At 64.0% G+C, this 25,742-nt stretch carries 21 protein-coding genes and 1 pseudogene (1 of these 22 cut by a window edge); 16 read left to right on the forward strand and 6 right to left on the reverse strand.

All coding sequences use genetic code 11. The features are described from left to right. The 6 genes and pseudogenes from CTR53_RS21235 to CTR53_RS07600 all read left to right on the forward strand — a co-directional run. Positions 1 to 699, forward strand: a pseudogene (locus tag CTR53_RS21235) (ABC transporter substrate-binding protein) (it extends 523 nt beyond the left edge of the window). A gap of 26 nt (positions 700 to 725) precedes the next feature. Next, positions 726 to 1,601: a carbohydrate ABC transporter permease gene (locus tag CTR53_RS07580; RefSeq protein ID WP_290810782.1), complete on the forward strand. Its 876-nt coding sequence runs from the start codon at positions 726 to 728 to the stop codon at positions 1,599 to 1,601. Beyond that, on the forward strand, positions 1,598 to 2,440 hold the full coding sequence (locus tag CTR53_RS07585) for a carbohydrate ABC transporter permease (protein ID WP_290810785.1): 843 nt from the start codon (positions 1,598 to 1,600) through the stop codon (positions 2,438 to 2,440). The genes CTR53_RS07580 and CTR53_RS07585 overlap by 4 nt, the downstream gene beginning before the upstream one ends. A gap of 40 nt (positions 2,441 to 2,480) precedes the next feature. Next, a complete protein-coding gene (locus CTR53_RS07590) occupies positions 2,481 to 3,554 on the forward strand; it encodes an ABC transporter ATP-binding protein (RefSeq protein WP_290810788.1) in 1,074 nt (357 codons plus the stop codon). Positions 3,555 to 3,568: 14 nt separating this feature from the next. Continuing rightward, positions 3,569 to 4,465, forward strand: coding sequence for a 2-dehydro-3-deoxygalactonokinase (locus CTR53_RS07595; RefSeq protein WP_290810792.1), 897 nt, complete (start codon positions 3,569 to 3,571; stop codon positions 4,463 to 4,465). Next, a complete protein-coding gene (locus CTR53_RS07600; protein WP_290810797.1) occupies positions 4,462 to 5,097 on the forward strand; it encodes a 2-dehydro-3-deoxy-6-phosphogalactonate aldolase in 636 nt (211 codons plus the stop codon). Before CTR53_RS07595 ends, CTR53_RS07600 begins: the two co-directional genes overlap by 4 nt. Positions 5,098 to 5,114: 17 nt before the next feature. Here CTR53_RS07600 and CTR53_RS07605 read toward each other — a convergent pair whose 3' ends face one another. Next, complete coding sequence (locus CTR53_RS07605) at positions 5,115 to 6,158, reverse strand: patatin-like phospholipase family protein (RefSeq protein ID WP_290810800.1); 1,044 nt, start codon at positions 6,156 to 6,158, stop codon at positions 5,115 to 5,117. Between the two features lie 88 nt (positions 6,159 to 6,246). Between CTR53_RS07605 and CTR53_RS07610 the strand changes: the two genes are divergently transcribed. Beyond that, positions 6,247 to 7,152 (forward strand): methyltransferase domain-containing protein, encoded by a 906-nt coding sequence (locus tag CTR53_RS07610; protein ID WP_290810803.1) that lies wholly within the window; start codon positions 6,247 to 6,249, stop codon positions 7,150 to 7,152. A gap of 568 nt (positions 7,153 to 7,720) precedes the next feature. On the opposite strand, the gene CTR53_RS07615 is transcribed toward CTR53_RS07610, so the two are convergent. From CTR53_RS07615 to CTR53_RS07630, 4 genes are all read right to left on the reverse strand, one after another. Further along, positions 7,721 to 8,185 carry a (deoxy)nucleoside triphosphate pyrophosphohydrolase gene (locus tag CTR53_RS07615; protein ID WP_290810806.1) on the reverse strand — a complete coding sequence of 155 codons (465 nt, stop codon included), beginning with the start codon at positions 8,183 to 8,185 and terminating at the stop codon, positions 7,721 to 7,723. Beyond that, positions 8,166 to 9,401 carry a bifunctional glutamate N-acetyltransferase/amino-acid acetyltransferase ArgJ gene (argJ, locus tag CTR53_RS07620; RefSeq protein ID WP_290810809.1) on the reverse strand — a complete coding sequence of 412 codons (1,236 nt, stop codon included), beginning with the start codon at positions 9,399 to 9,401 and terminating at the stop codon, positions 8,166 to 8,168. The genes CTR53_RS07615 and argJ overlap by 20 nt, the downstream gene beginning before the upstream one ends. A 40-nt stretch (positions 9,402 to 9,441) precedes the next feature. Next, positions 9,442 to 10,326 carry a peptidylprolyl isomerase gene (locus CTR53_RS07625; RefSeq protein ID WP_290810812.1) on the reverse strand — a complete coding sequence of 295 codons (885 nt, stop codon included), beginning with the start codon at positions 10,324 to 10,326 and terminating at the stop codon, positions 9,442 to 9,444. Positions 10,327 to 10,421: 95 nt separating this feature from the next. Further along, positions 10,422 to 12,899 (reverse strand): patatin-like protein, encoded by a 2,478-nt coding sequence (locus CTR53_RS07630; protein ID WP_290810815.1) that lies wholly within the window; start codon positions 12,897 to 12,899, stop codon positions 10,422 to 10,424. A gap of 403 nt (positions 12,900 to 13,302) precedes the next feature. On the opposite strand from CTR53_RS07630, the gene ribA reads away from it, so the two are divergent. From ribA to CTR53_RS07675, 9 genes are all read left to right on the forward strand, one after another. After that, on the forward strand, positions 13,303 to 14,415 hold the full coding sequence (ribA, locus tag CTR53_RS07635) for a GTP cyclohydrolase II (RefSeq protein ID WP_290810817.1): 1,113 nt from the start codon (positions 13,303 to 13,305) through the stop codon (positions 14,413 to 14,415). Positions 14,416 to 14,527: 112 nt separating this feature from the next. Beyond that, on the forward strand, positions 14,528 to 15,208 hold the full coding sequence (locus tag CTR53_RS07640) for a hypothetical protein (protein WP_290810820.1): 681 nt from the start codon (positions 14,528 to 14,530) through the stop codon (positions 15,206 to 15,208). Between the two features lie 271 nt (positions 15,209 to 15,479). Continuing rightward, positions 15,480 to 15,989, forward strand: coding sequence for a L,D-transpeptidase family protein (locus tag CTR53_RS07645; protein WP_290810823.1), 510 nt, complete (start codon positions 15,480 to 15,482; stop codon positions 15,987 to 15,989). Positions 15,990 to 16,100: 111 nt separating this feature from the next. Beyond that, the gene (locus CTR53_RS07650; protein ID WP_290810825.1) at positions 16,101 to 17,090 is read left to right on the forward strand and encodes a nitronate monooxygenase family protein; all 990 of its coding nucleotides are present in this window, start codon (positions 16,101 to 16,103) and stop codon (positions 17,088 to 17,090) included. A gap of 68 nt (positions 17,091 to 17,158) precedes the next feature. Continuing rightward, complete coding sequence (locus CTR53_RS07655) at positions 17,159 to 19,078, forward strand: propionyl-CoA synthetase (RefSeq protein ID WP_290810828.1); 1,920 nt, start codon at positions 17,159 to 17,161, stop codon at positions 19,076 to 19,078. A 3-nt stretch (positions 19,079 to 19,081) separates the two neighbouring features. Next, positions 19,082 to 20,467, forward strand: a complete 1,386-nt coding sequence (locus tag CTR53_RS07660) for an AmpG family muropeptide MFS transporter (protein ID WP_290810831.1) — start codon at positions 19,082 to 19,084, stop codon at positions 20,465 to 20,467. A 282-nt stretch (positions 20,468 to 20,749) separates the two neighbouring features. Next, positions 20,750 to 21,430 carry a GNAT family N-acyltransferase gene (locus CTR53_RS07665; RefSeq protein WP_290810833.1) on the forward strand — a complete coding sequence of 227 codons (681 nt, stop codon included), beginning with the start codon at positions 20,750 to 20,752 and terminating at the stop codon, positions 21,428 to 21,430. Between the two features lie 96 nt (positions 21,431 to 21,526). After that, entirely contained in the window at positions 21,527 to 23,044 is a 1,518-nt protein-coding gene (locus CTR53_RS07670; RefSeq protein ID WP_290810835.1) for a long-chain fatty acid--CoA ligase, read from the forward strand. A gap of 1 nt (position 23,045) precedes the next feature. Further along, complete coding sequence (locus CTR53_RS07675; protein ID WP_290810838.1) at positions 23,046 to 24,605, forward strand: acyl-CoA synthetase; 1,560 nt, start codon at positions 23,046 to 23,048, stop codon at positions 24,603 to 24,605. Here CTR53_RS07675 and CTR53_RS07680 read toward each other — a convergent pair. Further along, entirely contained in the window at positions 24,602 to 25,642 is a 1,041-nt protein-coding gene (locus tag CTR53_RS07680; RefSeq protein WP_290810841.1) for an NAD(P)/FAD-dependent oxidoreductase, read from the reverse strand. The two genes, CTR53_RS07675 and CTR53_RS07680, sit on opposite strands and share 4 nt — an antisense overlap. Positions 25,643 to 25,742: the final 100 nt, after the last annotated feature.

A 25,742-nucleotide genomic window follows, 5' to 3' on the forward strand; every position in this document is an offset into this window, starting at 1 on the left:
CCGGTCGACAAGGACGGCAAGCTGCTGGTCGACAATCCGAAGGTGAAGCAGGGTCTGGTCAACGCGCTGAAGGACTATACCGATGTCAACCTGAAGGGTTGCACGCCGCCGTCCTCGGTGACCTGGACCGACACCGACAACAACGTCAACTTCCACAACAAGACGACCGTGATGACGCATAACGCGACCATCTCGATCCCGTCGTCGCATCTGGACAACGCCAACAAGGGCGATGCCCAGGCCAAGAAGAACTACGAAGAACTGATCCAGACCGCCGGCTGGCCGAAGAAGCCGGACGGCAGCACGCTGCCGAACCTGGCCGCCGTGAAGACCGCGGTGGTCTTTGCCGATGCCAAGCAGAAGGCGCTGGGCAAGCAGTTCCTCGCCATGCTGCTGGAAGACGAGAACCTCAATCCGTTCATCGAGGGCGCGCTGGGCCGCTGGTTCACCGTGACCAAGGCGGGCGCGGAGCGCTCGTTCTGGACCGACGGCAAGGATCCGCATCGCAAGCAGGTCTACCAGCAGTTCATCAAGGAAGGCACCATTCCCTTCCAGTTCGTCTACGACTACCACTTCACCACGATCAATGCCGAGAACGTCTGGGGTCGCGCCATTGCGCGCGTCGCCGGCGACAAGATCCCGGTAGAGCAGGCGGTCGATGAGATGATCGCCCGCATCAAGGTGCTGGCGGCTCAGTAAGCAGCGTAAAGGGGAGGGCGCGGCGAATGGTGTCACTCGCGCAGGACGTCGCGTCCTCTCACCGCTCCGGCCGTATGTCGGCCGAGGCGACCTGGGGGCTCATCATGCTGCTCCCCTATATCGCCATTTTCCTGACTTTCGTGCTCTATCCGGTCGGCTACGGCATCTGGCTCGGCACCGACATCAAGGCCTATCACCGGATTTTCGACGATCCGATCTTCCTGCGCACGCTGGCCAATACCGTCATCTTCCTCGGCCTGGCGGTGAACATAAAGCTGCTGCTCGCCCTGCTGCTGTCGGGCTTTTTCGTGCATGAGCGGCGCTGGATCCGCTGGCTCAGCTTCATTTTCATCCTGCCTTGGGCGATCCCCTCGATTCCCACCATCCTGTCCTTCCGCTGGATGCTGAATGCCGAGTGGGGCATGATCAATTCGCTGATCTTCCAGTTCACCTTCCAGGATGGTCCCGGCTGGCTGCTCAACCGCGTTTACGGCCTGGGCTCGATCATCACCATCCATATCTGGAAATATCTGCCGTTCTGGACGCTGATCCTGGTCGCCGCGCGGCTGACCATCTCGAAGGATCTCTATGAATCCGCCGACGTCGACGGCGCCAGCGGCTTGCAGAAATTCCTCTACATCACCTTCCCGGGTGTGCGGAACATGTACATCACGTCGACCTTGCTCTCGACGATCTGGACGCTGGGCGATTTCAACTCGATCTACCTGCTCACCGGCGGCGGTCCGGCCGACTCGACCCAGGTGCTCGCCACGCTCGGCATCCGCTATGCCTTCGGCATGAGCGAAGTGCGGGCCGGCGTCGCCACCATTATTGTCGCGCTGCCCTTCATGGTGCCGATCGTCGTGCTGATGGTGAAGCGCCTGCGCGGAGAAGACCGATGAGCCCGCGCAAGGCTTTCGATGAAGCCCGGCTGATGCTGGTCGGTGTGTTGATCCTGATCTGGACCCTGATCCCGATCTACCACCTGTTCGTCATGTCGATCACGCCGCAGGCCGAAGCTTTCGCGGGCGCCGTCTGGCCGAAATCGCCGACGCTCGACAATTACACCACCGTGCTGACCCAGGGGCATTACTTCCTCGGCCATTTCTGGCAGCAGCTGTTCAACTCCGCCATGGTGGCGGTCGCCGTGGCGGTGCTGACGCTCACGGTGGGTGCCTGCGCCAGCTTTGCGATCAGCCGCCTGCGCGTGCGCATCGGCGAGACCGTGTCGAATCTGGCGCTGCTCACCTACCTGATCCCGGCCGCCTTCCTGGCGATCCCGATGTACGCCACCATGGGACAATACGGTCTGCTTGGCAGCCGCTGGTCGCTGATCCTCACCATGGTCACTTTCGCCAGTCCCTATGCGATCTGGATGCTGCGGCAATATGCCGACAAGCTGCCCTACGAACTCGACGAGGCTGCGCGGATCGATGGCGCCAGCCCGATCCAGATTTTCTGGCTGATCTACCTGCCGCTTATGATGCCTTCCATGGTGGCGATCGGCACGTATGCGCTGCTGCTGGCCTGGAATGAGTATCTCTACGCCTTCCTGCTGCTGTCGGCCGATACCGAAATCACGCTGTCGGTGGCGCTCGGCCACTTCCTCAGCACCGACGATGCGCCATGGAACCTGCTGATGGCGACCGGGATCATCTACGCCCTGCCGCCGGCGGCGATCTATTACGCCTTCCGCCGTTATATGGTGGCCGGCCTCACCGCGGGGGCGGTGAAGTCGTAAGAGTCAGTACGAGAAGAAAAGAGTTATCAGGGAGTTTGCAATGGCGAGTGTGAGCGTTGAGGCCGTGCGCAAGCGCTACGGCGCGCTGGAAGTCATCCACGGTATCGACATCAAGATTCCCGATGGCGAATTCGTCGTGCTGGTCGGCCCGTCCGGCTGCGGCAAGTCCACCCTGCTGCGCATGATCGCCGGCCTGGAGGAGATTTCCGGCGGTGTCGTCCGCATCGGCGACAAGGTGGTGAACGAGGTGCCGTCGAAGGACCGCGACATCGCCATGGTGTTCCAGAATTACGCGCTCTATCCGCATATGACGGTGCGCGAGAATATGGGCTTCTCGCTCAAGCTGCGCAAAGCCGAGCGCGGCGTGATTGCCGAGCGCGTCAAGAAGGCTTCGCAGATCCTTGGCCTCGATCCTTATCTGGAACGCTACCCCAAGCAACTCTCGGGCGGCCAGCGCCAGCGCGTCGCCATGGGCCGCGCCATCGTGCGCAATCCGCAGGTCTTCCTGTTCGATGAGCCGCTGTCGAATCTCGATGCCAAGCTGCGCGTGCAGATGCGTACCGAGATCAAGGCGCTGCACCAGCAGCTCAAGACCACCTCGATTTATGTCACGCACGATCAGATCGAGGCGATGACCATGGCCGACCGCATCGTGGTGATGCATGACGGCATCGTCGAGCAGATCGGCTCGCCGCTGGAACTCTACGAACAGCCGGCCAACCTCTTCGTGGCCGGTTTCATCGGCTCGCCGGCGATCAACCTGATCCACGGCAAACTCCGCCGCGACGGCACCCGCAACTGGGTGGCGACCGACGCCGGCGTCGACCTGCCGCTGGATGGCAATGCCGCCGGCCAGGACGGCCAGCCGGTGGTCTATGGCATCCGGCCCGAGCATCTGGCCCCCTCGGACAGCAGCGGCCTGCCGGTGACGGTGAGCGTGGTGGAGCCGACCGGCGCCAGCACCTTTGTCTATGCCGATCTCAGCGGTGCGCAGATCTGCGGCGTGTTCGCCGAGCATCACGGCATCCATCCCGGCAACCGGATGAATTTCATGCCGCGGCTGGATCGCGTGCATCTGTTCGATGCCGGCACGGGCAAGCGTCTGGCCGGCTGAATGCCGGATTGCCCATGATCGGCATTGACTGGGGCAGCAGCGGATTCCGCGCCTATCGCCTGAGCGATGACGGCAGCATCCGCGAGCGCCGCACCGCAACGTCTGGTATCGCCAGCCTGACGCCCACCGACTACGCTGCCGTGCTGCAGCAGCAGATCGGCGACTGGCTGCGCGACGACCCCGCCGCAGTCGTGCTGCTCAGCGGCATGGTCGGCAGCCGCCAGGGCTGGCGCGAAGCTGCCTATGCAGAATGCCCCGCCGGCATGGCCGAACTGACGACGCAGCTCTGTCCGGTGGAGCTGGGGGACAATCGCCTGGCCCATATCGTTCCGGGTCTCAGCTGCCGCAATGCCGACGGGACTCCCGATGTCATGCGCGGCGAGGAGACGCAGATCTTCGGCCTCGATCTGCCGGCGCAAGCCACGCTCTGCATGCCCGGCACCCATTCCAAGCATGTGCAGATGCGCGATGGCCGCATTACGGGTTTTGCCACCGCGATGACCGGCGAGGTCTTCGCCCTGCTGAAAAGCCATGGCCTGATTGCGGCCATGCTGGCACCGGCGGATTCAAAGCCGGAGGACCTGGACATGGCCGCCTTCGAAACCGGGCTCGGTCTGTCCGGCCAGCCGGGCGGCCTGTTGCATCACATTTTCAGCGTGCGGACGCGAAGACTGTTCAATGAGCTTTCCGCCGGGGCCGCGGCGCACTATCTTTCAGGTATCCTGATCGGCCATGAGTTGCGGGCCACCGCCTGGGCCGGAAAGGTCGTCATCGTCGGAACCGGCGGTCTGGCGATGCGTTACCGGAAGGCCTTCGCCTTCCTCGGTATCGATACCGATGTGGCGCCGGAGGATGCCGCGGCCACCGGGCTTTATCGCCTGGGACAGCTGGCGGCGAGGAGGATGCCATGAAGGATTTTGCCGCCTGGCTGCAGGCCAGTCCCGCGATTGCCATCCTGCGCGGCGTGAAGCCCGAGGAAGCAGTCGATATCGGCGCCGCGCTGATCGAAACCGGCATCCGCATCATCGAGGTGCCGCTCAATTCGCCGGACCCGCTCGAAAGCATCAAGCGGCTCGCCAAGCAGTTCGGCGACAAGGCGCTGATCGGTGCCGGCACCGTGGTGGACTGCACCATGGTCAAGCGCATCGCCCAGGCGGGCGGGCGACTGACGGTTTCGCCGCATGCCTGCCCCGATGTGGTGCAGAAGGCCAAGGTGCTCGACATGTATGCCGTGCCGGGCTTCTTCACGCCGACCGAAGCCTTCGACATGATCGAGGCCGGCGCAGATGGCCTGAAGCTGTTTCCGGCCGAGGCGGCATCTCCCGCGGTGCTGAAAAGCCTGCGCGCCGTGCTGCCGCGCACCATGCCGGTGATCCCGGTCGGCAGCATCAATGCCGATAATATGGATGGCTGGCTGGAGGCTGGCGCCGCCGGCTTCGGCTTTGGCGGCGCGCTCTACAAGCCGGGCTTCACGCCGCAGAAGGTCGCCAAGCGTGCCCGCGCCATCATGCGGGTGATCCAGCCGGCCCAGGCAGCGGAATGATGGCTGCTGAATAAGATTTAAAGGAACTTGGCCGCGATATCCGTGGTCGAAACCTTGCCGACGCCTTCGAGATGCCTGCGCAGGAAGGTTGCCGCTTGCCGGCGGCCGAGCGCATAGAGCTTCTGCAGGAAATCCCAGTCGACATTGTATTTGCTGGTGGCGCCGAAGGCCGCCAGCTGCTCTTCCGCGTCGATGGTGTGGATCAGCATATGCTTGAGCCGGCCGCCGTCGTCGAAGCCGGACTCGATCAGCCGGGTGACGAAGTTGATCGCCCGCATCTCGCGCACCAGACTGGAATTGAAACTCAGCGTATTGGCACGGTCGAGAATGGCCTGCGGCGTTTTCGGCACGCCGGGAATCTTCATCGGGTTGATCTGCACGATCAGCACGTCGCGGCAGTCGCAGTTGTAGATGATCGGGAAGATCGGCGGATTGCCCATATAGCCGCCATCCCAGTAATAGCTTTTGCCGATCTTCACCGCCTGAAACAGCTGCGGCAGGCAGGCCGAGGCAAGCAGGACGTCGATGCTGAGTTCCTGGTTCTGGAACACCTTGATCTTGCCTTCCAGCACATCGGTGGCGCAGACGAACAGTTTCAGCGAAATGCAGTCGTGCAGGCTGTCGCAGTCGATCGTCGCTTCCAGGATCTCGCGCAGCGGATTGTCGCCGCCGGTCAGCGTCTGGTAGGGCGACGCCAGCTTGGTGCTGAGTTCCATCAGCTGGTAGCTCGGTGAGTAATCGATCCCGCCGAACTTGAACCACTGGTCCAGCAGGGTCGGGCGGAAGGGCGAAAGCGCGGCGGCATCGGCCACGCGTTTCCAGAAGTCGCGCAAGCTTGCACGCGCCATCTGCGGGCCGCCGCGATGCAGGCCATAGGCCAGCACGGCGGCATTCATCGCGCCCGCAGACGTCCCGCTGATGCCCTCTATCTCGAAACAGTCTGCTTCGAGCAGGCGATCCAGGACTCCCCATGTAAAGGCGCCATGGGTGCCGCCGCCCTGCAAAGCCAGATTGATCGGCTTGCGCTTCTGCGTGCGGCGTGTGGAGGACAGCTTCGCCACAGGCTTTTTGATGGCCCTCGTCACAGCCTTTTTGATTTTGCTCCGTACCGGCATGGCAGGTTTAGGGGGCTCATGGCAGAATGCAGCGATGAGCGACACTATGCAGGTCTTCGATCGCACCGCCAAGCGGCGTCAGCGCCAGCGCGTCAGCGGTCGAGCCGGTGATTTTGATTTCCTCCGCGCTGCCGTGGCCGAGCGGCTGCTGGACCGGCTGGACGATATCCGCCGCAGCTTTCCGCTCGCGCTGGTGCAGGGCTGCGACGCCGCCTGGCTGCAGTCGCAACTGGGAGCGCGCGGGCAGGTCGAACGGCTGGTCAGCATGGACTCGGTCGGCGGCCCGGGTGCGCATCTGGGCCTGCATGCGGTGGGCGACGAGGAATTCCTGCCCTTTGCCGAGGGCAGGTTCGATCTGGTCATCGCACTGCTCAATCTGCACTGGGTGAACGACCTGCCCGGCGCGCTGATCCAGATCCGCCGCGTGCTGAAGCCCGACGGTCTGTTCCTCGGCGCCATGCTGGGCGGCTCGACCCTGAATGAATTGCGTCAGAGCTGGCTTGCGGCGGAAGCCGAAATCGAAGGCGGCGCCAGTCCGCGCGTTTCGCCGATGGCGGAAACGCTGGATGGTGCGGCCTTGCTGCAGCGGGCGGGTTTCGCGCTGCCTGTGGCCGACAGCGAGATCATCCCGGTCAGCTATGGCGATGCCTTCGGGCTGATGCGCGATTTGCGCGGCATGGGCGAGACGAATGCCATCCTGGGACGTCGCAAGGCATTTACGCGCCGCACCACGTTGCTGCGGATGGTGGAACTCTATCAGCAGCGTTTCGCCGGACCGGACGGGCGCATTCCGGCCACCTTCGAGATGATCGCGCTGACCGGCTGGTCGCCGCATGAGAGCCAGCAGAAACCGCTGCGGCCGGGGCAGGCCACGCACCGCCTGGCCGATGCGCTGGGGACGGTGGCGCATCCCATCGGCGGGCCGCTGAAGCCGAACTGATACCGCTTACTCACTCTGGGGTGTGAACAGCAGTTCGAGGATGCGCCTCAGCGTCGATCCGCGCGGCGTGCTGGTCGATGTGATCAAGCCGATCCCGCCCTCGGCAGAGTTCGCCGCGCAATATAGCCCGGACGCACTGGAGCGGCTGTCGCAGTAGCAGGCATATCGGAGACTTCCGGATAGCTCGTCGTTCCCGCGAAAGCGGGAACCCAGTCTTTCTGTTGTCTGGATCCCCGCTTTCGCGGGCATGACGAGGTTTTAGCTTTGTTTTCCCGTGCAATTAATGCTATTATTCCTATAATAAGGAACATATGTTCTGATACCGGACATGCCCGGTGACGCGCCATTCAACGAAAAAATCGCCGCTATTGGACATCGTGGATCAGAAAATCAAAGACTTGGTACGCAACACCAAGGACTTATGCGGGATTTAACGGGCTGCAACGGGACGAAACAGGCTCAAACAGGCCGAAACAGGCTCAAACGGGACGTAACTGGCCCCCAATGGGAGGGAACAGGCTCCCGAACAGGACATAACTGGCCGCAACAGGATGGAGTGGGAAAGAGCCTAGGTCAGCAGATCGCGCAGCATGGCCACCAGCGGCACGTCGGCCGGCGGCATCTCCTGCGGATTCATCTTGATCGGCAGCCGCCATTTCATCGCCTGGCCTTCGCGCGGCTGCGGCTGTCCGGCCCAGCGGCGGCAGACATAGAGCGGCATCAGCAGGTGGAAGTCGTCGTAGGAATGGCTGGCAAAGGCATAGGGCGCCAGGCAGGCGGCCGAAATATCGAGATGCAGTTCCTCATGCAGCTCGCGGATCAGGGCGGCTTCCGGCGTCTCGTTCTTTTCCACCTTGCCGCCGGGAAATTCCCACAGGCCGGCGAGTTTCTTGCCCGGCGGACGCTGGGTCAGCAGCACGCGGTTATCGGCATCGACCAGCGCCACCGCCACGACCAGCACCACCGGCTTGGGCGTCAGCAGGGCCGTCGCGTCGCCGGGGCAGAGCGGATCGTCAGCTGCGGTAGTCGGCATTGATGTCGATATAGCCATGCGTCAGGTCGCAGGTCCAGACGCGTGCCACGCCCTTGCCGACGGCGACATCGATTTCGATGCGCACATCGCGGCCCTGGAAATGCTTGGTGGCGGCGGCATCGTCGTGGTCGGGACGCACCATGCCGTTCTTGGTTACGGCCTTGCCGCCGATCCTGATCACCAGCTTGTCGCGGTTGGCGGGTTCAGCCGATTTGCCCACCGCCATGATGATGCGGCCCCAGTTGGCATCGGCGCCGGCAATCGCGGTCTTGACCAGCGGCGAATTGGCGATCGCGCGCGCCATGATGCGGGCCGAGGCATCGCTCTTGGCGCCGGTCACGTCGATGGTCACCAGCTTTTGCGCGCCTTCGCCATCCTTGGCGATCTGCTGCGCGAGGTCGCTCATCACCGCGGTCAGCGCCTTGCGGAAATCGGCCAGCCGCTTGTCAGACGCCTTGGCATGCGGCGCATTGCCGGCCTTGCCGGTGGCGAACAGCAGCACGGTATCGGAGGTGGAAGTGTCGCCGTCCACGGTCAGGCAGTTGAAGCTCTGGTTGTTGCTCGCCTTCAGCAGCGCCTGCAGCGCATCGGCCGGCAGCCTGGCATCGGTGACGATGAAGGCCAGCATGGTCGCCATATCCGGCGCGATCATCCCCGAGCCCTTGCAGAAGCCGTTGATGGTCACGGCCTTGCCGTCGATCTCGCACTTTGCAGTGGCCAGCTTGGGGAAAGTGTCGGTGGTCATGATCGCCCTGGCGGCGCTCATCCAGTCGCTGTCCTGCAGGCCGGACAGCAGTTTGGGCATCTGCGCGACGATCTTGTCGGCCGGCAGGATCTGGCCGATCACGCCGGTCGAGGCGAGATAGACTTCATTCGCCTTGCAGCCGAGCGCTTTGGCGGCGCCATCGGCGGTGGCCTTCACCGCCTGTGCGCCAGCCTTGCCGGTGAACACATTGGCGATGCCGGCATTCACCACCAGCGCCCGCGCGGCGCCGTTGGGCAGGATCTTGCGGCACCATTCCACCGGCGCGCCCGGCATGGACGAGCGGGTAAAAAGCCCGGCGGCCTTGGTGCCGGCGGCGAATTCGATCAGCAGCAGATCGTCGCGGTTCTTGTAGCGCATGCCAGAGTGGCCGGTGGCAAAGCGCACGCCCGGCACGGCCGGCAGTTTCGGATAGGAAGATGGGGCCAGCGGCGAGACCGGATGCGCAGCCATCGTGAAGCTCCTGGGCTTTCTCTGTTTCTGCTTTGGCGAATTACTTCTTCTTCGGCTCAGCCGGCGCGATGGTCGGCAGCTTGCCGCCGTCCTGCGGCCAGTCGAGCGTCTCGATCTTGGCGCCCTTGCGCAGGTCTGCCACCACCTTTTCGACGACCTCGCCGGTCATCATCTCGTGGACCTGGCTGCGCACATCCTCGAACTTCGGCGGCTCTGCCGTGCGGCGGGCTTCCACCTTGATGATATGCCAGCCGAACTGGGTCTGCACCGGCGTCTCGGTCACCTGACCGGGCTGCAGCTTGAAGGCCGCTTCGGCAAAAGGCGGCACCATCTTGTCCCTGGTGAAGAAGCCGAGATCGCCGCCCGTCGCGGCCGTCGGCCCGGTCGAGCGCTTCTTCGAGACTTCGGTGAAATCGGCGCCCTTCTTCACTTCGTCCAGCGCGGCCTTCGCATCGGCTTCGCTGCTCACCAGGATATGGCGGGCATGCACCTCTTCCTGCGGCGGCTGCTGCTTGATCAGTTCCTCGTAGCGCGCCTTCATCTTGGCGTCGGTGACGTCTTCCTTCACCTTGCGGTCGAGATAGGCCTGCTGCAGCACCTGCTCGCGTGCTGCCTGCAGCTGCTTCTTCACATCGGCGTTATCGCCCAGCTTGGCCTTTTCGGCGGCGTCGCTCAGCAGCCGGCGGGCGGCCAGTTCGTTGACGATGCCGGGCAGGATCTGTTCCAGCGGGATCTGCGCCATCTGCGGCGGCAGCTGATTGTAGAAATCCAGCACGGCCGAGCGATGGATCGGCTGGCCGTTCACACGGGCCACCACCGGATCGTCCGTCGTTTTTGCAGCCTGCTTCTGCGCGAAGGCAGCCGGGCTGAGCGCCACAGTGCTGAGAGCCACGGCGGCGGCGGCAATGAGAAGGGCGGAACGCATCGAACGGGTCACGGTAAGGCTCGCTTGGCTAGCTGAAAAGGGCGGTCGCGAGCATACGCCAAATCGCTTGCCGGACAAGACGCGGCAACCGCGTTTCAGGCCGCCTTGCCGGCCGCGATGGCATCCAGTTCGAGGCGCAGATCGGCGATCAGCGTCTGGCTGACGGCAAGGTTGGCGGCCTCGCGATCCAGGATCAGGCGAAACGCCTTCAGTTTGATTGGCGTCCGGTCGAGCGGGATCTCAAGGCCCGGGCCGCTGGCTGCATCGTAGACGATGTCGATCAGGCGGTCGGCCGCGTGCAGCCGGCCCCAGAGATAGTCGTTCTCGCGATGGGCGCGGCTGAAGAAACCGCCGAAACGGCCGAGATTGACGCCCTTCAGCGTGTTGCCCTTGCGGATGGCGACAGCATCTTCCGGGCTGATGCGGTCGATGCGGATTTCGTTGAATTCGCCGAGGTCGCGCCAGTTGGTGATGGTGAAGGTCAGCACATCCCAGAACGGGAAACCGATATAGCTGACCAGCAGAGTCTGCCGCGCCTGGCTGCTCCAGTCCTGCGGCGACAGATCGGCGAACAGTGCGTCGAGCTGATCGGTGCGGCGGTTCAGGTCGATATCGGCGCCCATGGCGTCGACAGCCGCATCGATCGCGGCAAGGTTCTTTGCCGCGAAGGCCTGCGCATCCTGGGCCAGCAGTTCGGCATGCTGCAGCCCGACGCGGCGGAAGAACAGCGCCTTGACCTGATCCAGGGTGATGGAGGACAGGCAGCCGGCGCTGCCGAAATGGCGCAGCGTTTCCTGCGCCTCATAGAGCGCGCGTTTCAGCTTGTCGAGTTCCTCGGCCTTCAGGCCGCGATGCTCGGGTTCGGTCAATTTGCCATACAACTGGTTGAGCTGCTGTACCAGGAAGCGTACGCGGCGCGTCCGGAAGGCCACGTCGAAGCGCAGCAGGAAACGCACCCAGCCGGGCAGTTCATCGATGCCGGCGCCCGGGCGCGCTTTCTCGAACTGCTTCACCGTGTAGCAGACGCCGCGCGATTCCGCCCAGTGCAGCAGAGCCTGCCGCGTCCATTGCGCCTCGGTCGACCGTTCGCCGTAGCCGCAGGCATCGCAGACCAGCCCGGTGACGAAATCCAGCACGGCGCCCAGCTTGAGCCGCACATAGCCTTCATAGGCAAAGCCGGCCTCGCGCACCGCACGCTCGCTCACCTGCATGCGCCAGAGCCGCACTTCCATCTCGCTCAACGCCGCATCCAGATGCTGCGGCGCGCTTTCCTCCACCAGCCGCGCGATCTGCGGCTGCGTTGCCTCGATCACGCCGCGCAGATGGCGGACGCGTTCGTTGAAACGGCTGACGCCGATCAGTTCGTCAGCGATCGGCTCGTTGCGCGGAATGTCGCTCAGCGCGCCTTTCAGCACGCGGAAGAAACCGGGAATGCGGCCCGTGGGCGGGGGCGGCGGGCGCAGCGGCTGCGGATCGATGTAGACCAGGCGGCGATCGACCTCGCGATAGGCCGGGCGGCCGCGGATTGCCTTCATCGCGGCGGCGAAGGGCTTGTTGGCCAGCACGCCGCCATCGACGAAGGAGGTCAGTTCCGGATCGAGTTCGGCGCGCAGATAGTCGGCGAAATTGCGGTTGATGAAATTGCTGCGCGTTTCCCATTGCCGGCCCTGCTCGGCCAGCAGCCGGTCGATCTCGCCGATCTGCGCCGGCGGGAAGGCGCCGGGGAAAGCAGATGTGGCGCGGCCGGCAAACGCCAGCGCGGGCGCATCGGCACGGGTGAAGTCCGACTGCTCCTCGCCGCCGGGCCAGCGGCGATAGCTGTAGCGCAGCACATGGCGATGCTCGCGATCGCGCACATAGGGCGGATCGTGGATCGGGATATGCTGCAGGAAGCCGTAGAAGTCGGTCAGCGTGACGAACAGGTCGAGCGCCAGATTGGCCGGCATCAGCGAATCGCCGGGCTTGACCGGGTCGCCCATGCCTTCCAGACCGGCCATCAGCTGGCGCAGCAGATGGGTGCCGTCGAAGGGCGGCTGGAACCAGCGCGAGCGCGTGAACAGCGAAAGCTTCTGCAGCACTTCGGAATCGCCGAGCAGCAGCCGGCCGAAACGCGAGCGCGCGGCAAGCCACAGCAGCGGCCGCATATAGGCCTTGCTCCACTGCGTTGCGCGCTTCTCGGTATCGAGCAGGCGTTCGACATCGGCTTCGCGGAGCCACAAGTTGCGGAAATGGTCGATCCGCAGGTTATGCGCCAGCGCGCGGCCGAGGATCAGGCCGTTGATGCCGCCGGCCGAGGCGCCGGCGATGACATCCACCACCACGCGCAGGTCGATATGCTTGCCCAGTTCCTGCAGCAGTTCGAAATAGGCATGCTCGCTGTCGTATTCGGTATCGCTGGCATGTACGTGGTCGGCAAAGCTGGCGCTGTCACGTGCCGTGCCCTTGGGCTGGTCGTGATAGGCCCGCGAGGCGCGCACCAGTTTCAGGATTTCCTTGGTGACGCCGTGCATGTAGATGGCGAGCGAGACGCCACCGAAGCAGACCAGCGCAAGGCGTAGTTCTTTTTCCCGCAAACTGGTCTCCCGCCTCCGGCCGCGGCATCACGGCCACGACTCCGAATCTGCCTGTTCGTACCTTACGGCTCAAGCAGTTAAGCAGCAGACAGTTAAGCGGCAGTTAGCGCAAGCAGGGCGCTGGCGGCATCTTCCAGCCAGGCGTCGCCCTCCGGCATCAGTCCGGCGAAATTCGGCCAGGCATGCGGCAGGCCGTGCCACAGCCGCAGGCGGACCGGCGTGGCGGCGGCTCGGGCCGCGGGCGATCAGGCGGGCCTGCAGGCTGGGTGTGGTCCAGGGCGCGAATTCAGCCGAACCCGGCGGCATCCGTGCGGTAACCGCGGCGGCAAGGTCGACATCGGGTTGCGTCGCCGGTTCGCCGTGGCTTGCCGGGTTGCCGCCAGAGTCGTACATCGGATCGGTCATGACTGAACTTTCTCCTGCCGCTGTCGCCATTGCCGTTGACCGTGCCGGCCACGAACTGCGTCGCGGCCGTCCGGTGCTGCTGCTTGGCGGCGAGACCCGTCGCACACTCGTGCTGGCGGCGGAAACCCTGACGGAAGCAACCCTCGCCGATCTGCAGTCCTTCGACAATGCGGCGGCGCTGGTGCTGCCTGCGTCGCGTGCCGCGGTGCTGCATATCGGACCGACCGGGCATGACACGATTCTGTTACCCCTGCATGACCTGCCGGTTGCCGCTGAAGACCGCGCCACCCTGATCCGCGACCTCGCCGATGCCAGCCGCGATCTGGCGGCACCGCTGCGCGGGCCGTTCACCCGCATCAAGGCCGCGCCGCCGGAAGCCGCACGCCTTGCTGTGAAGCTTGCCAAGACCGCCTATCTGCTGCCGGCCGCCATCCATATCGAACTGCCGGCCGATACGGTGTTGCCGGCAGATCTGCTGTCGCTGCCGGAAGCCGCTGTCGCCGGCTACGACACGGCTGCAGCCGAAACGCTGCAGCCGGTCAGCCGCGCCCGGCTGCCGGTGGCGGATGCCGAGACTGCGCAGCTTTTCGCCTTCCGCCCGGCCGATGGCCGCCAGGAGCATTTCGCGCTGGTGATCGGCACGCCCGATCCGGCGCAGCCGGTGCTGACGCGCCTGCATTCGGAATGCTTCACCGGCGACCTGCTGGGCAGTCTGCGCTGCGACTGCGGCGAACAGCTGCGCGGTGCGATCCGCACCATCAACGAAGCCGGTGGCGGCGTGCTGCTCTATCTGGCGCAGGAAGGCCGCGGCATCGGCCTGGTCAACAAGCTGCGGGCCTACCAGCTGCAGGATCAGGGCTTCGATACGGTGGATGCCAACCAGCGGCTTGGTTTCGATGCCGACGAACGCTGGTTCCTGCCCGCCGCCCGCATGCTGCAGAAGCTCGGCTTCGGCCGGGTCCGGCTGCTGACCAACAATCCCGAGAAGGTGTCCGGCCTGACCGCCTGCGGCATCGAGGTGACGGAACGCGTGCCGCATAAATTCCCCACCAACGCCCATAACGAGGCCTATCTGGCCGCCAAACGCAAACGTTCGGGCCACTATCTCTAACCTGCCCGGCAGGATTTGCCGGGCAGGGGGCCGGGCAGAGTTAACTATCTGATTTTTCAGGCCGGATTCTTGGCCTGCGGCTTGCAATGATATGTCCCGAGAAAGGACCATCATGTCGAGCCTGACCACCTATGATGTCTATGGCATCAACGAACTGGCGCCACGCGCCAGGGCGACGGATGCCACCGCATCTGGTGAAAAGCCCGGCAAGCCGCTGTTCGGCGAGGATGGTTTCACCTTCAGCGACTTCCTCGACATCATCAATCCGCTGCAGCACATCCCGATCGTCAACACGGTCTATCGCGCCATGACCGGCGACAAGATCGATCCGGGTTCGCGTCTGATCGGCGGCGGGTTGTTCGGCGGCCCGATCGGGCTGGTTGCCTCGCTGGTCAGTGGCATGGTGGAAGAATCCACCGGCAAGGATCCGGGTGAACATGCCCTGGCTGCGCTGGGTATCGATCTCGGCCGCGGCCACAAGGACGAACCGCAGGCGATGCTGGCNNCTGGGCGTCGCCATGGATCCGCGTGCCGACCGCAAGCCCGCACCTGCGAAACAGAGCGGCCAACCGGTCGCCAGCAACGCCGCCAAGAGTCCTGGGGGCGCCGTCGAACTGCCTGCCGACCTGTTCCAGGCGCTGAAGCAGAATGCGGCCACCCAGCAGGCCGACACACGTTCCGACGCGATCAACAATGCCCGCGCCAATCCGTTGCCCGGTCAGCACCCACAGACGCATGCCACTGGTCCCATGCAGGTCAATGCGACTCCCGGCCGGCCCGTACAGGGAACTGACGGCCGCACCTGGTTCCCCGCCTATCCGATGGGCGGCGGCGGAGCTCCGACCCGCTCGGTCGGAACCTCGCCGGTGACCCAGATAAATGCGACTTCGAAATTNNGCCGCCACGGTGCAGGGCGAGAAGCAGAGCGAATGGTCCAGTCGCGCCGCCGATGCCTATCAGAAATATTTCGAGATGCAGAACGAGAAGAACCGCCGCGCCGGCATCATGCCGTAAGCAGCCGTCCACCTCTTGCATCGCGATCCTGAATCCCGCCTGATGACAATATGAACGATATCGTCGTCACATCCGGCGGGATTTTGTCATTCGGCGGTTTGCGGTTTCGCTGCGCGCTCGGCAGGGGCGGCGTGCTGCCCGAGGCCGAGAAGCGCGAAGGCGATGGCGCCACGCCGCTCGGCCGCTATCCGCTACGCCAGGTTTTCTATCGGCCCGACCGGCTGGCTGCACCGCAGACCAGACTGCCGCTGCGGGCGCTGACGCCGCAGGACGGCTGGTGCGACGATCCGCATGATACGGCCTATAACCGATTCGTGGCGCTGCCGTATGCCGCCAGTCACGAAAAGCTCTGGCGCGAGGATGCGGTCTACGACGTGATCGTGGTACTGGGGCATAACGACGATCCGCCGGTGCCCGGCCTCGGCAGTGCCATCTTCCTGCATGTCGCGCGGCCCGATTACAGCGGCACCGAAGGCTGTGTTGCGCTGGCACTGCTCGATCTGCTGGCGCTGCTGGCGGTGCTGCGGCCGGCGACGCAGATCGATTTACGGACGGCCTGAGGGCGTTCCGACGATTGCCGTAACGTCAGGCGTGACGGATTCGCCATCGACGCGATTGACGGCACCCAAGCCCTGTCCGATCATTCCGCCAGATATTTCTGGAGGAAACCAATGACCCTTCCTGCCGTCGTTCAGGGCCGTCTGTCGCTGCCGGTGATCGGCTCGCCGATGTTCATCGTATCCGGGCCCGAACTGGTGATCGCCCAGTGCAAGGCCGGCATCGTGGGGTCGTTTCCGGCGCTGAATGCGCGCCCGGCAGAAGTGCTGGAGCAGTGGCTGCAGCGCATCACCACTGAGCTGGACGAGTATCGCGCCAAGAACCCTGACAAGCCGGTGGCGCCGTTTGCCGTCAACCAGATCGTGCATCAGTCGAACGACCGCCTGCAGCACGATGTCGAGATGTGCGTGAAGTACAAGGTGCCGATCGTCATCACCAGCCTGCGCGCACCGAACGAAGTGGTCGACGCCATCCATTCCTACGGCGGCATCGTGCTGCATGACGTGATCAATATCCGCCATGCCAAGAAGGCGCTGGAAGCCGGTGTCGACGGTCTGATCCTGGTCTGCGCCGGTGCTGGTGGCCATGCCGGCACGCTCAGTCCGTTTGCGCTGGTCTCCGAAGTGCGGCAGTTCTTCGATGGGCCGCTTGCGCTGTCGGGCTCCATCACGCATGGCCGTCAGGTGCTGGCCGCGCAGGCGATGGGCGCCGACTTTGCCTATATGGGCACGCGCTTCATCGCGACGCAGGAAGCCAATGCGGCCCCGGGCTACAAGCAGATGCTGATCGACTCGGCGGCCGGCGACATCGTTTATTCTTCGCTGTTCACCGGCGTACATGGCAACTATCTGAAAAAGAGCATTACCGCGGCCGACATGGATCCCGACAACCTGCCCGAAGCCGACAAGAGCACGATGAGTTTCGGTTCGGGCGGCAGTTCGAAGTCGAAGGCGTGGCGCGACATCTGGGGCGCGGGGCAGGGCGTCGGCCTGATCCAGGATTCGCCGCCAGTGGCCGAACTGGTTGCCCGCCTCAAGCGCGAATACGATGCCGCCAGGGCCGAGCTTCTGGGCAGTAACCCGGGACGTGCTGCCGCAGAGTAAGCCAGCCTCTTAATCCTTCTGTCCCGGTCTGCTATAGATCGGATGAAGACCAAGGCAGGGAGGAACGGATGGCGAGCCGCTACGAGCAGGTTTACGCAGCTGCGAAAGCTGATCCGGAAGGTTTCTGGGCCGAGGCGGCGCGCGCGCTGCACTGGACCAAGCCTTGGGATCGCGTGCTGGATGACTCCAATCCACCCTTCTATCGCTGGTTCGCCGGCGCGGAATGCAACACCTGCTACAACGCGCTCGACCGCCATATCGAGGCCGGTCACGGCGACCGCATTGCGCTGATCTACGACTCGCCAGTCACCGGCACGGTGCGTAAATTCACCACGCTGGAGCTGCGCGACAAGGTGGCGAAACTCGCTGGCGCGCTGCAGGCGCAGGGCGTGGCCAAGGGCGACCGCGTCATCATCTACATGGCGATGACCCCGGAAGCCGTGATGGCCATGCTGGCCTGCGCCCGCATCGGTGCGATCCACTCGGTGGTCTTCGGCGGCTTCGCGCCGCGCGAACTGGCCACCCGCATCGACGATGCCAAGCCGAAGCTGATCATCGCGACCTCCTGCGGCCTCGAAGCCGGCCGCGTGGTGGAATACAAGCCGCTGCTTGATCAGGCGATCGACATGGCGACGCACAAGCCGTCCGCCTGCATCGTGTTCCAGCGGCCCCCTGTCAATGGAAAAGAGCTGTATACCGCGCCGATGGTTGCCGGCCGCGATTTCGATTTCGATGCCGAGATCGCCAAAGCCCAGCCGGCCGATTGCGTACCGGTGCAGGCGACCGATCCGCTCTATGTGCTCTACACCTCCGGCACCACCGGCATCCCGAAGGGCGTCGTGCGCTCGAACGGCGGCCATATGGTGGCGCTGAACTGGTCGATGCAGAACATCTACGGCGTCAATCCGGGTGAAGTTTACTGGGCCGCGTCCGATGTCGGCTGGGTGGTCGGGCATTCCTACATCGTCTATGCGCCGCTGATCGCCGGCTGCACCACGCTGCTCTACGAGGGCAAGCCGGTTGGCACGCCCGATGCCGGTGCCTACTGGCGCGTGATCGAGCAACACAAAGTCGTGGCGCTATTCACGGCACCGACCGCCTTCCGCGCCATCAAGAAGGAAGATCCGAAAGCGGAGCTGCTGAAGAAATACGATCTCACGCATTTCCGCACGCTGTTCCTGGCGGGTGAACGCGCCGATCCCGATACGGTGAAATGGGCGGAGGATGCGCTGGGTAAGCCGGTGATCGATCACTGGTGGCAGACCGAGACCGGCTGGCCGGTGGCCTCGAACTGCATGGGTATTGAAGTTTTGCCGGTGAAGCATGGTTCGCCGACCCGCATCGTGCCCGGCTACGACGTGCAGGTGCTGGATGATGAGGGCCATCCGGTGAAGGCCGGCGATATCGGCAATATCGTGATCAAGCTGCCGATGCCGCCGGGTTGCCTGCCGACGCTGTGGCATAACGACGAGGGCTTCAAGAAAAGCTATCTCGCGCGCTTCCCCGGCTATTACAACACCGGCGATGCCGGTTTCATCGATGAGGACGGCTATATCTTCATCATGAGTCGTACCGACGACATCATCAATGTCGCCGGGCACCGGTTGTCGACCGGCGGCATGGAAGAAGTGCTGGCGTCGCATCCAGATGTGGCCGAATGCGCCGTGGTCGGTGTCGCCGACGCGCTGAAAGGCCAGGTACCGCTCGGCTTCGTCGTGCTGAAGGCCGGCGTGACGAAAGCGGAAGAGCAGATTCTGCGTGAACTGGTGCAGCTGGTGCGTGAGCGAATCGGTCCGGTGGCGGCCTTCAAGCAGGCCGCGGTGGTGAAACGGTTGCCGAAAACCCGCTCGGGCAAGATACTGCGCGGCACCATGCAGAAAATCGCCGACGCGCAGGACTATCGCATGCCAGCCACCATCGACGATCCCGCCATCCTGGGCGAGATCTCCGAGGTGTTACAGCCGCTCGGCTACGCCAAGCGGCCCTGATCGGTGGCGCTCAGTCCGCGCGTTTCATCCTGGGTCTCGGCGCTTTCGGTCTATCGCGACCGTCGCGTGCTGGCGATTCTGGTACTCGGTTTCGCCTCCGGCCTGCCGCTGGCGCTGACCGGCCAGACACTGCAGGCCTGGCTGAAAGAATCCGGCGTCTCGCTGCAGTCCATCGGATTGTTTGCGCTGGTCGGTGTGCCCTATACGCTGAAATTTCTCTGGGCGCCGCTGATCGACCGCGTGCCGCTGCCGATCCTGACGCGTTGGCTCGGCCGCCGGCGCAGCTGGCTGATCTTCGCGCAGGCTTTGCTGATGGCGGCCATTGTCGCACTCGCACTGAGCAATCCGGGACAGGCGCTGGCGCTCACAGCCGTCTTCGCGGTTGGCGTCGCCTTCGCCTCGGCTACGCAGGATATCGTCATCGATGCCTGGCGCGTCGAGATCCTGGAGCAGCGGCAGCTCGCTGCCGGCGCGGCCTCCATCGTCTTCGGCTATCGCATCGGCATGCTGGTCTCGTCGGCCGGCGCACTCTATCTCGCCGATCAGTTCGCCTGGCCGCTGGTCTATCTCGCCATGGCGGCCTTGCTGGTGGTCGGTACCGTCACCGTGCTGCTGATCGGCGAGCCGCAGACGCTGCCGCGCGGCGATGCCGAACGGCGCTTCGCCGAAGCGCAGGCCTGGCTGGCCGAGCGCCCGCATCTGTCGGGGCCTGTGGCCGCCGCGATGGCTTGGTTCTATGCCAGTGTCGCCGGACCGTTCCTGCAGTTCATGTCGCGCAAGGGCTGGGTCGGCATCCTGCTGTTCGTCATGCTGTTCAAGCTGGGCGACAGCCTGGCCGGGGTATTAGCGACGAGCTTCTATCTCGATATCGGCTTCACCAAGACGGAGATCGCCGAGATCAGCAAACTCTATGGCTTCGGCGCCACCCTGATCGGGCTGTTCATCGGCGGTTGGATGATGCAGGCCATCGGGCTGTATCGCTCGCTATGGATCTGCGGCCTGCTGCAGATGGGCTCCAACCTGCTGTTCGCCCTGCTGGCGCTGCGCGGCCATGATCCGTGGTTCCTGGCGCTCACTGTGGGGGTGGAGAATCTGGCCGGCGGCATGGGTACGGCCGTGCTGGTGGCCTATCTCTCGGCACTGTGCGACGTCGCCTATACCGCCACGCAATATGCCCTGCTGTCGTCGCTGACCGCGGTGGCGCGCACCCTGCTGTCGTCCTATGCCGGTTTTCTCGCTGGCGGGCTCGGCTGGCCGGTTTTCTTCCTGCTCACCACAATTGCCGCGCTGCCCGGGCTGGCCCTGCTGGCCTGGCTGACCCGGCGCGGTGCCGAGACCCGGCTCGACACGCGCAGAGCGGGTGATTCAAGTCCGGGAACAGAGGACTGACGTCATCAAGCGGCAGCGATACCGCCCGGAGATAACAGCTTCACGCATCAATATTTTGGGGTTGCCGGGGCCCTGTAACCGCAACATATTTTTCTTCGGTACGCGTTTTAATATATCTGTCATAGATTTGACACTATTGCATCATCGTGTATAGCGATAGTCGGAGCATGAACATGCAGTTGCCTCTCTCCGTCCCATCGGTCATCCCGCAGCCCCGCGCCACTCGCCGCGGTTGGCAGTGCACGTCCGCCGATGGCCGGTTCGAGGTGCGNNTCGCCCGAGATGGCCCGGCTGGGCCGGGATTTCGACCGGTTCGACCGGCTCTGCGATCATCTGATGGTTTTCGATCGCCGCCATCCCGATGGCGAGCAGGCCGTGGGCACCTACCGCCTGCTGCGCCGCGAATTCGCCGAGACGCATGGCGGCTTCTACTCGGCCTCGGAATACGATCTTCAGCCGATGCTTGATTACGCGGGCGCCGGCGGCGGCCTGCTGGAACTCGGTCGCTCCTGCGTGCATCGCGACTACCGCACCAATGCGACGATCCAGCTGCTGTGGCGGGGCATCTCGACCTATATCACCGACCATGACATCAGCTTCATGTTCGGCTGTGCCTCCTTCCCGGGTACCGACCCGGAGCGGCATGCCATGGCGCTGAGCTATCTGCATCACAATCATCTGCCGCCGCCGGAATGGCGTGTGCGGGCGCTGCCCGAGCGTTTCGTGTCGATGAACCTGATGCCGGCCGACCAGGTGAATCTGCGCACCGCGCTGCATGCCCTGCCGCCGCTGATCAAGGGCTATCTCCGGCTGGGGGCTTATATCGGCGATGGCGCCGTGATCGACCAGCAGTTCGGCACCACCGACGTGTTCATCCTGCTGCCAGTCGACCGTATCGCGCCGAAATACCAGAACCGCTTCTCGGCCGATGAAGGCCTGACGATCACCGAATATCGCGCCTGACGCGACGTAAATGGAGATTGAGCAACGGCGCCGGCTTCCGGCGCCGTTTTTCTTTGCGTAACATTCGCCTCAGAGGAAATGTTCTGGGGCGCGATCATGAATCTGGCGCATCTGCTGCATCGTGCAGCGAAAGTCTGGGGCGACCGGCCAGCCCTGTCGGTCGGCAAGGCCATGCGCTTTACCTATGCCGAAACCGGGCGGCGCGTGCCGCGGCTGGCTGCCGGTCTGGTGGCGGCCGGCAAGCTGCAGCGCGGCGACCGTGTGGCGCTGCTGCTGAAGAACTGCCCGGAATACTGGGAGCTGCTGTTCGCGCTCTGGCATGCCGGCATGGTGGCGGTGCCGGTCAATGCCAAACTGCATCCGCGCGAGGTCGCCTGGATTCTGGAGAATGCCGAGGCGAAACTGGCCGTGGTGTCGACGTCGCTCGCGGACGAGCTGAAGCCGCTCGTGCAGGCGCCACTGATCCTGCTGGAAGAAGCGGCTTTCGCTGCGCTGTATGACGCGCCCGCCATGCCCGTGGCGGAGGTCGCGCCTGACGATCTCGCCTGGCTGTTCTATACCTCGGGCACCACCGGGCGGCCGAAGGGCGCAATGCTGACCCACCGCAACCTGCTGGCGGCGACGATGAATTATTTCGCCGATGTCGATCATGTCGGCCCGCAGGATTGCATCATCCACTGTGCGCCGATCAGCCATGGCTCCGGCCTCTACGGCCTGCCGCATGTGGCGCGTGGCGCCAACCAGGTGATCCCCGACTCCGGCGGTTTCGATCCGGCCGAGACGCTCGATCTGATCACGCACTGGCCGGGCTGCAGCTTCTTCTTCGCGCCTACCATGGTGCATCGCCTGATTCATGCGCCCGAGACTGCGACGGCGGACACCGGCAATCTGAAAACCATCGTCTACGGCGGCGGGCCGATGTATGTCGCCGACCTGCAGGATGCCATGCGCGTACTGGGGCCGAAGCTGGCGCAGATTTACGGCCAGGGCGAAGCGCCGATGACGATCACCGGCATGGACAAGGGCATGCATGTCGATCACGGGCATGCCCGTCATCTGGCGCGCCTGGGCTCGGCCGGCGTGGCGCGCACCGACGTGGAAGTTCGCGTGGTCGATGCAGACGATAACCCGCTGCCCAATGGCGAGATCGGCGAGATCATCTGTCGCGGCGATGTCGTGATGGCCGGCTACTGGCGCAATCCGGATGCGACGGCACAGGCTCTGCGCAATGGCTGGCTGCATACCGGCGATGTCGGCAGTTTCGATGACGATGGCTATCTCACCCTGAAAGACCGTTCCAAGGACATGATCATTTCCGGCGGCAGCAACATCTATCCGCGCGAGGTGGAGGAGGTGCTGCTGCAGCATCCCGATGTGAATGAAGTGTCGGTGGTTGGCAAGCCGCATGCCGACTGGGGCGAGGAGGTCGTTGCCTTCGTGGTGCGTCGCGACGGCGCATCGGTCGCTGAGGCGGCGCTGGACGCGCTCTGCCTCGACCATATCGCGCGTTTCAAGCGGCCCAAGCAGTATCGTTTCCTGCCCGCCCTGCCAAAGAACAATTACGGCAAGGTGCTGAAAACCGAGCTGCGTGCCCTGCTGCAGAAGGAAGGCTGAGTTGTCAGACCTCGTCTATATCACCGAGCATGCCAAAGCGACGCCTGACAAACCGGCCATTGTCATGGCTGAATCCGGCGCGGTCACCACATTCGGCCAGCTGGAAGCGGCCTCGAACCGGGCTGCACAGCTGTTCCGCCAGCTGGGGCTGGCACCGCGCAGCCATATGGCACTGGTGATCGAGAACCGGCCCGAATTTTTCGAGGTCTGTTTCGGTGCCGATCGTGCCGGGCTGTATTACACGCCGATCAGCACGCGGCTGAGTGCACCCGAGATCGCCTATATCTGCAGCGATTCCGGGGCACGGGTGCTGGTGATCACCGACGAGTTCCGCGCCATGGCCGCCGAACTGCGCGCGGCCTGTAACGGCGTCGAACGCTTCTACATGATCGGCGGGCAACCTGAGCCGGGCTATGAAAGCTGGGAGGCAGCCGTGTCTGCCATGCCGGCGACGCCGGTGGCCGACGAGATGCAGGGCCGCGACATGCTGTATTCGTCGGGCACGACTGGAAAACCCAAAGGCATCAAGCGGCCGATCAACGGCGATCCGGTCGGCACGCGCAGCTATTTCGTCGACAATGGCTACAGGCTCTACGATTACAGCCCGGCGATGGTCTATCTCAATCCGGCGCCGCTCTATCATGCCGCGCCTCTGCGCTACTGCATGCTGGTGCTGCGCGTGGGCGGCACGCTGGTTGTCATGCAGCATTTCGAGGCCGAAGATGCGCTGCGCCTGATCGAAAAGCACAGGATCACGCACAGCAACTGGGTCCCCACCATGTTCGTGCGGATGCTCAAGCTGCCGGTGGAAGTCCGCGGCCGCTATGATCTGTCATCGCATCGGGTCGCCATCCATGGTGCCGGCCCGGTTTCGGGCATGACCAAGCAGCAGATGATCGACTGGTGGGGTCCGGTGCTGTTCGAATACTATGCGGCGTCTGAAGGCAATGGCATGACCTTCATCACCAGCCAGGACTGGCAGACGCATAAAGGTTCGGTCGGCCGTGCCATCATCGGCGAACTGCATATCGTCGATGACGAGAGCGGCGTCGAGCTGGGCGTGGGCGAGTCCGGCCTGGTCTATTTCGGCAACGGCCAGCCCTTCACCTATCACAATGACGAGGCCAAGACGAAGCAGGCCTTCAACGAGAAGGGCTGGAGCACGCTGGGCGATATCGGCTATCTCGATGCCGAAGGCTATCTCTACCTCACCGACCGCAAGGCCTTCATGATCATTTCCGGCGGGGTGAATATCTATCCGCAGGAAGCCGAAAATGTGCTGATCGAGCATCCCAAGGTGGCGGATGTCGCAGTGATCGGCGTACCGAATGAAGATTTCGGCGAGGAAGTGAAGGCGGTGGTGCAGCCGGTGGATATGAAATTGGCCGGACCTGCGCTGGCCGAGGAACTGCTGGCCTATTGCCGCCAGCATCTCGCCGGCATCAAATGCCCGCGCTCGATCGATTTCGAGGAGGCGCTGCCGCGCCATCCGACCGGCAAGCTCTACAAGCGGCTGATCAAGGACCGCTACTGGGGCAATCGCACCAGTCGTATCGTCTAGGCTTTACCCGCGCTCCCGGGCATGCCTTTCGAGGTCGAATACTCGAAATGCAGCGGCTTGCCGTTGTTGAGCAGCGGATAGATCGCATGCGCCGCCGAAGCGGCCTCGGCAAAGCCTGTTAGTATCAGTTTGAGTTTACCACGGTACGTTGCCACATCGCCGATGGCAAAGATGCCCGGCACCGAGGTCTGGCAGGTGGCCGGATCGACCGGCAGGTGGTGCCGCTCCAGTTCCATACCCCATTGCGCGATGGGCCCCAGATCGCTCTTCAGGCCGAAAAAGGCGAGCAGGGCGTCAGCCGGCAGGCTTTTCGTCTCGCCCTCCAGCGTCTTGACGGTCACGCCGGTCAGCACGCCGTTGCTGCCTTGCAGCGCCTCAAGCTGATAGGGCACGACGATATTCAGGCCATGGCCGTCGAGAGCACGCAGCTTGGCGACGCTGTCGGGCGCGGCGCGGAACTGGTCGCGGCGATGCACGAACCAGATCTGCGCGGCGACGCCATGCAGCATCAGCGCCCAGTCCACGGCGCTATCGCCACCGCCGGCGATCACGATGCGGCGGGCGCGGAAATCCTCCGTGCGCCGCACCAGGTAATGCACGCCGCAGCCGCCGGGCTGGCCCTCGAAAGATTCGATATCAGGCAGCGGCGGACGATTGGGGCCAAACGCACCGGCGCCGGCGGCAATGATCACGGCGCCGGCCTCGATCACGCTGCCCTTGGAGGTGACGAGGCGAAAGCCGCCGCCGGACCCGTTCGGCTGTTCCAGTTTTTCCACGCACTGGCCGAGATGATAGACCGGCTTGAAAGGAGCCACCTGGCATTCCAGCTGCTCCACCAGTCCGGCGCCGCTGATCTGCGGAAAACCCGGGATGTCGTAGATCGGCTTTTCCGGATACAGCGCGCTGCATTGACCGCCGATGGCATCCAGGGCGTCGATCACGTGGCAGGTCAGACCGACCATGCCGCATTCGAAGACCGCGAACAGCCCGACCGGGCCCGCTCCGATAATTGCCACATCCGTTTTCTGAACAGTCATCGCTGTGAAGGCATCCACGCTACAGCCGGAAGGAAAGCCGGTAATCTGGCCAAATGTGTGGCAAGTTTTTAACGGCTTCCAACGCTCCCGACTACCCGTC

It is taken from the genome of Ferrovibrio sp., assembly GCF_002796975.1.
GTDB lineage: Bacteria > Pseudomonadota > Alphaproteobacteria > Ferrovibrionales > Ferrovibrionaceae > Ferrovibrio.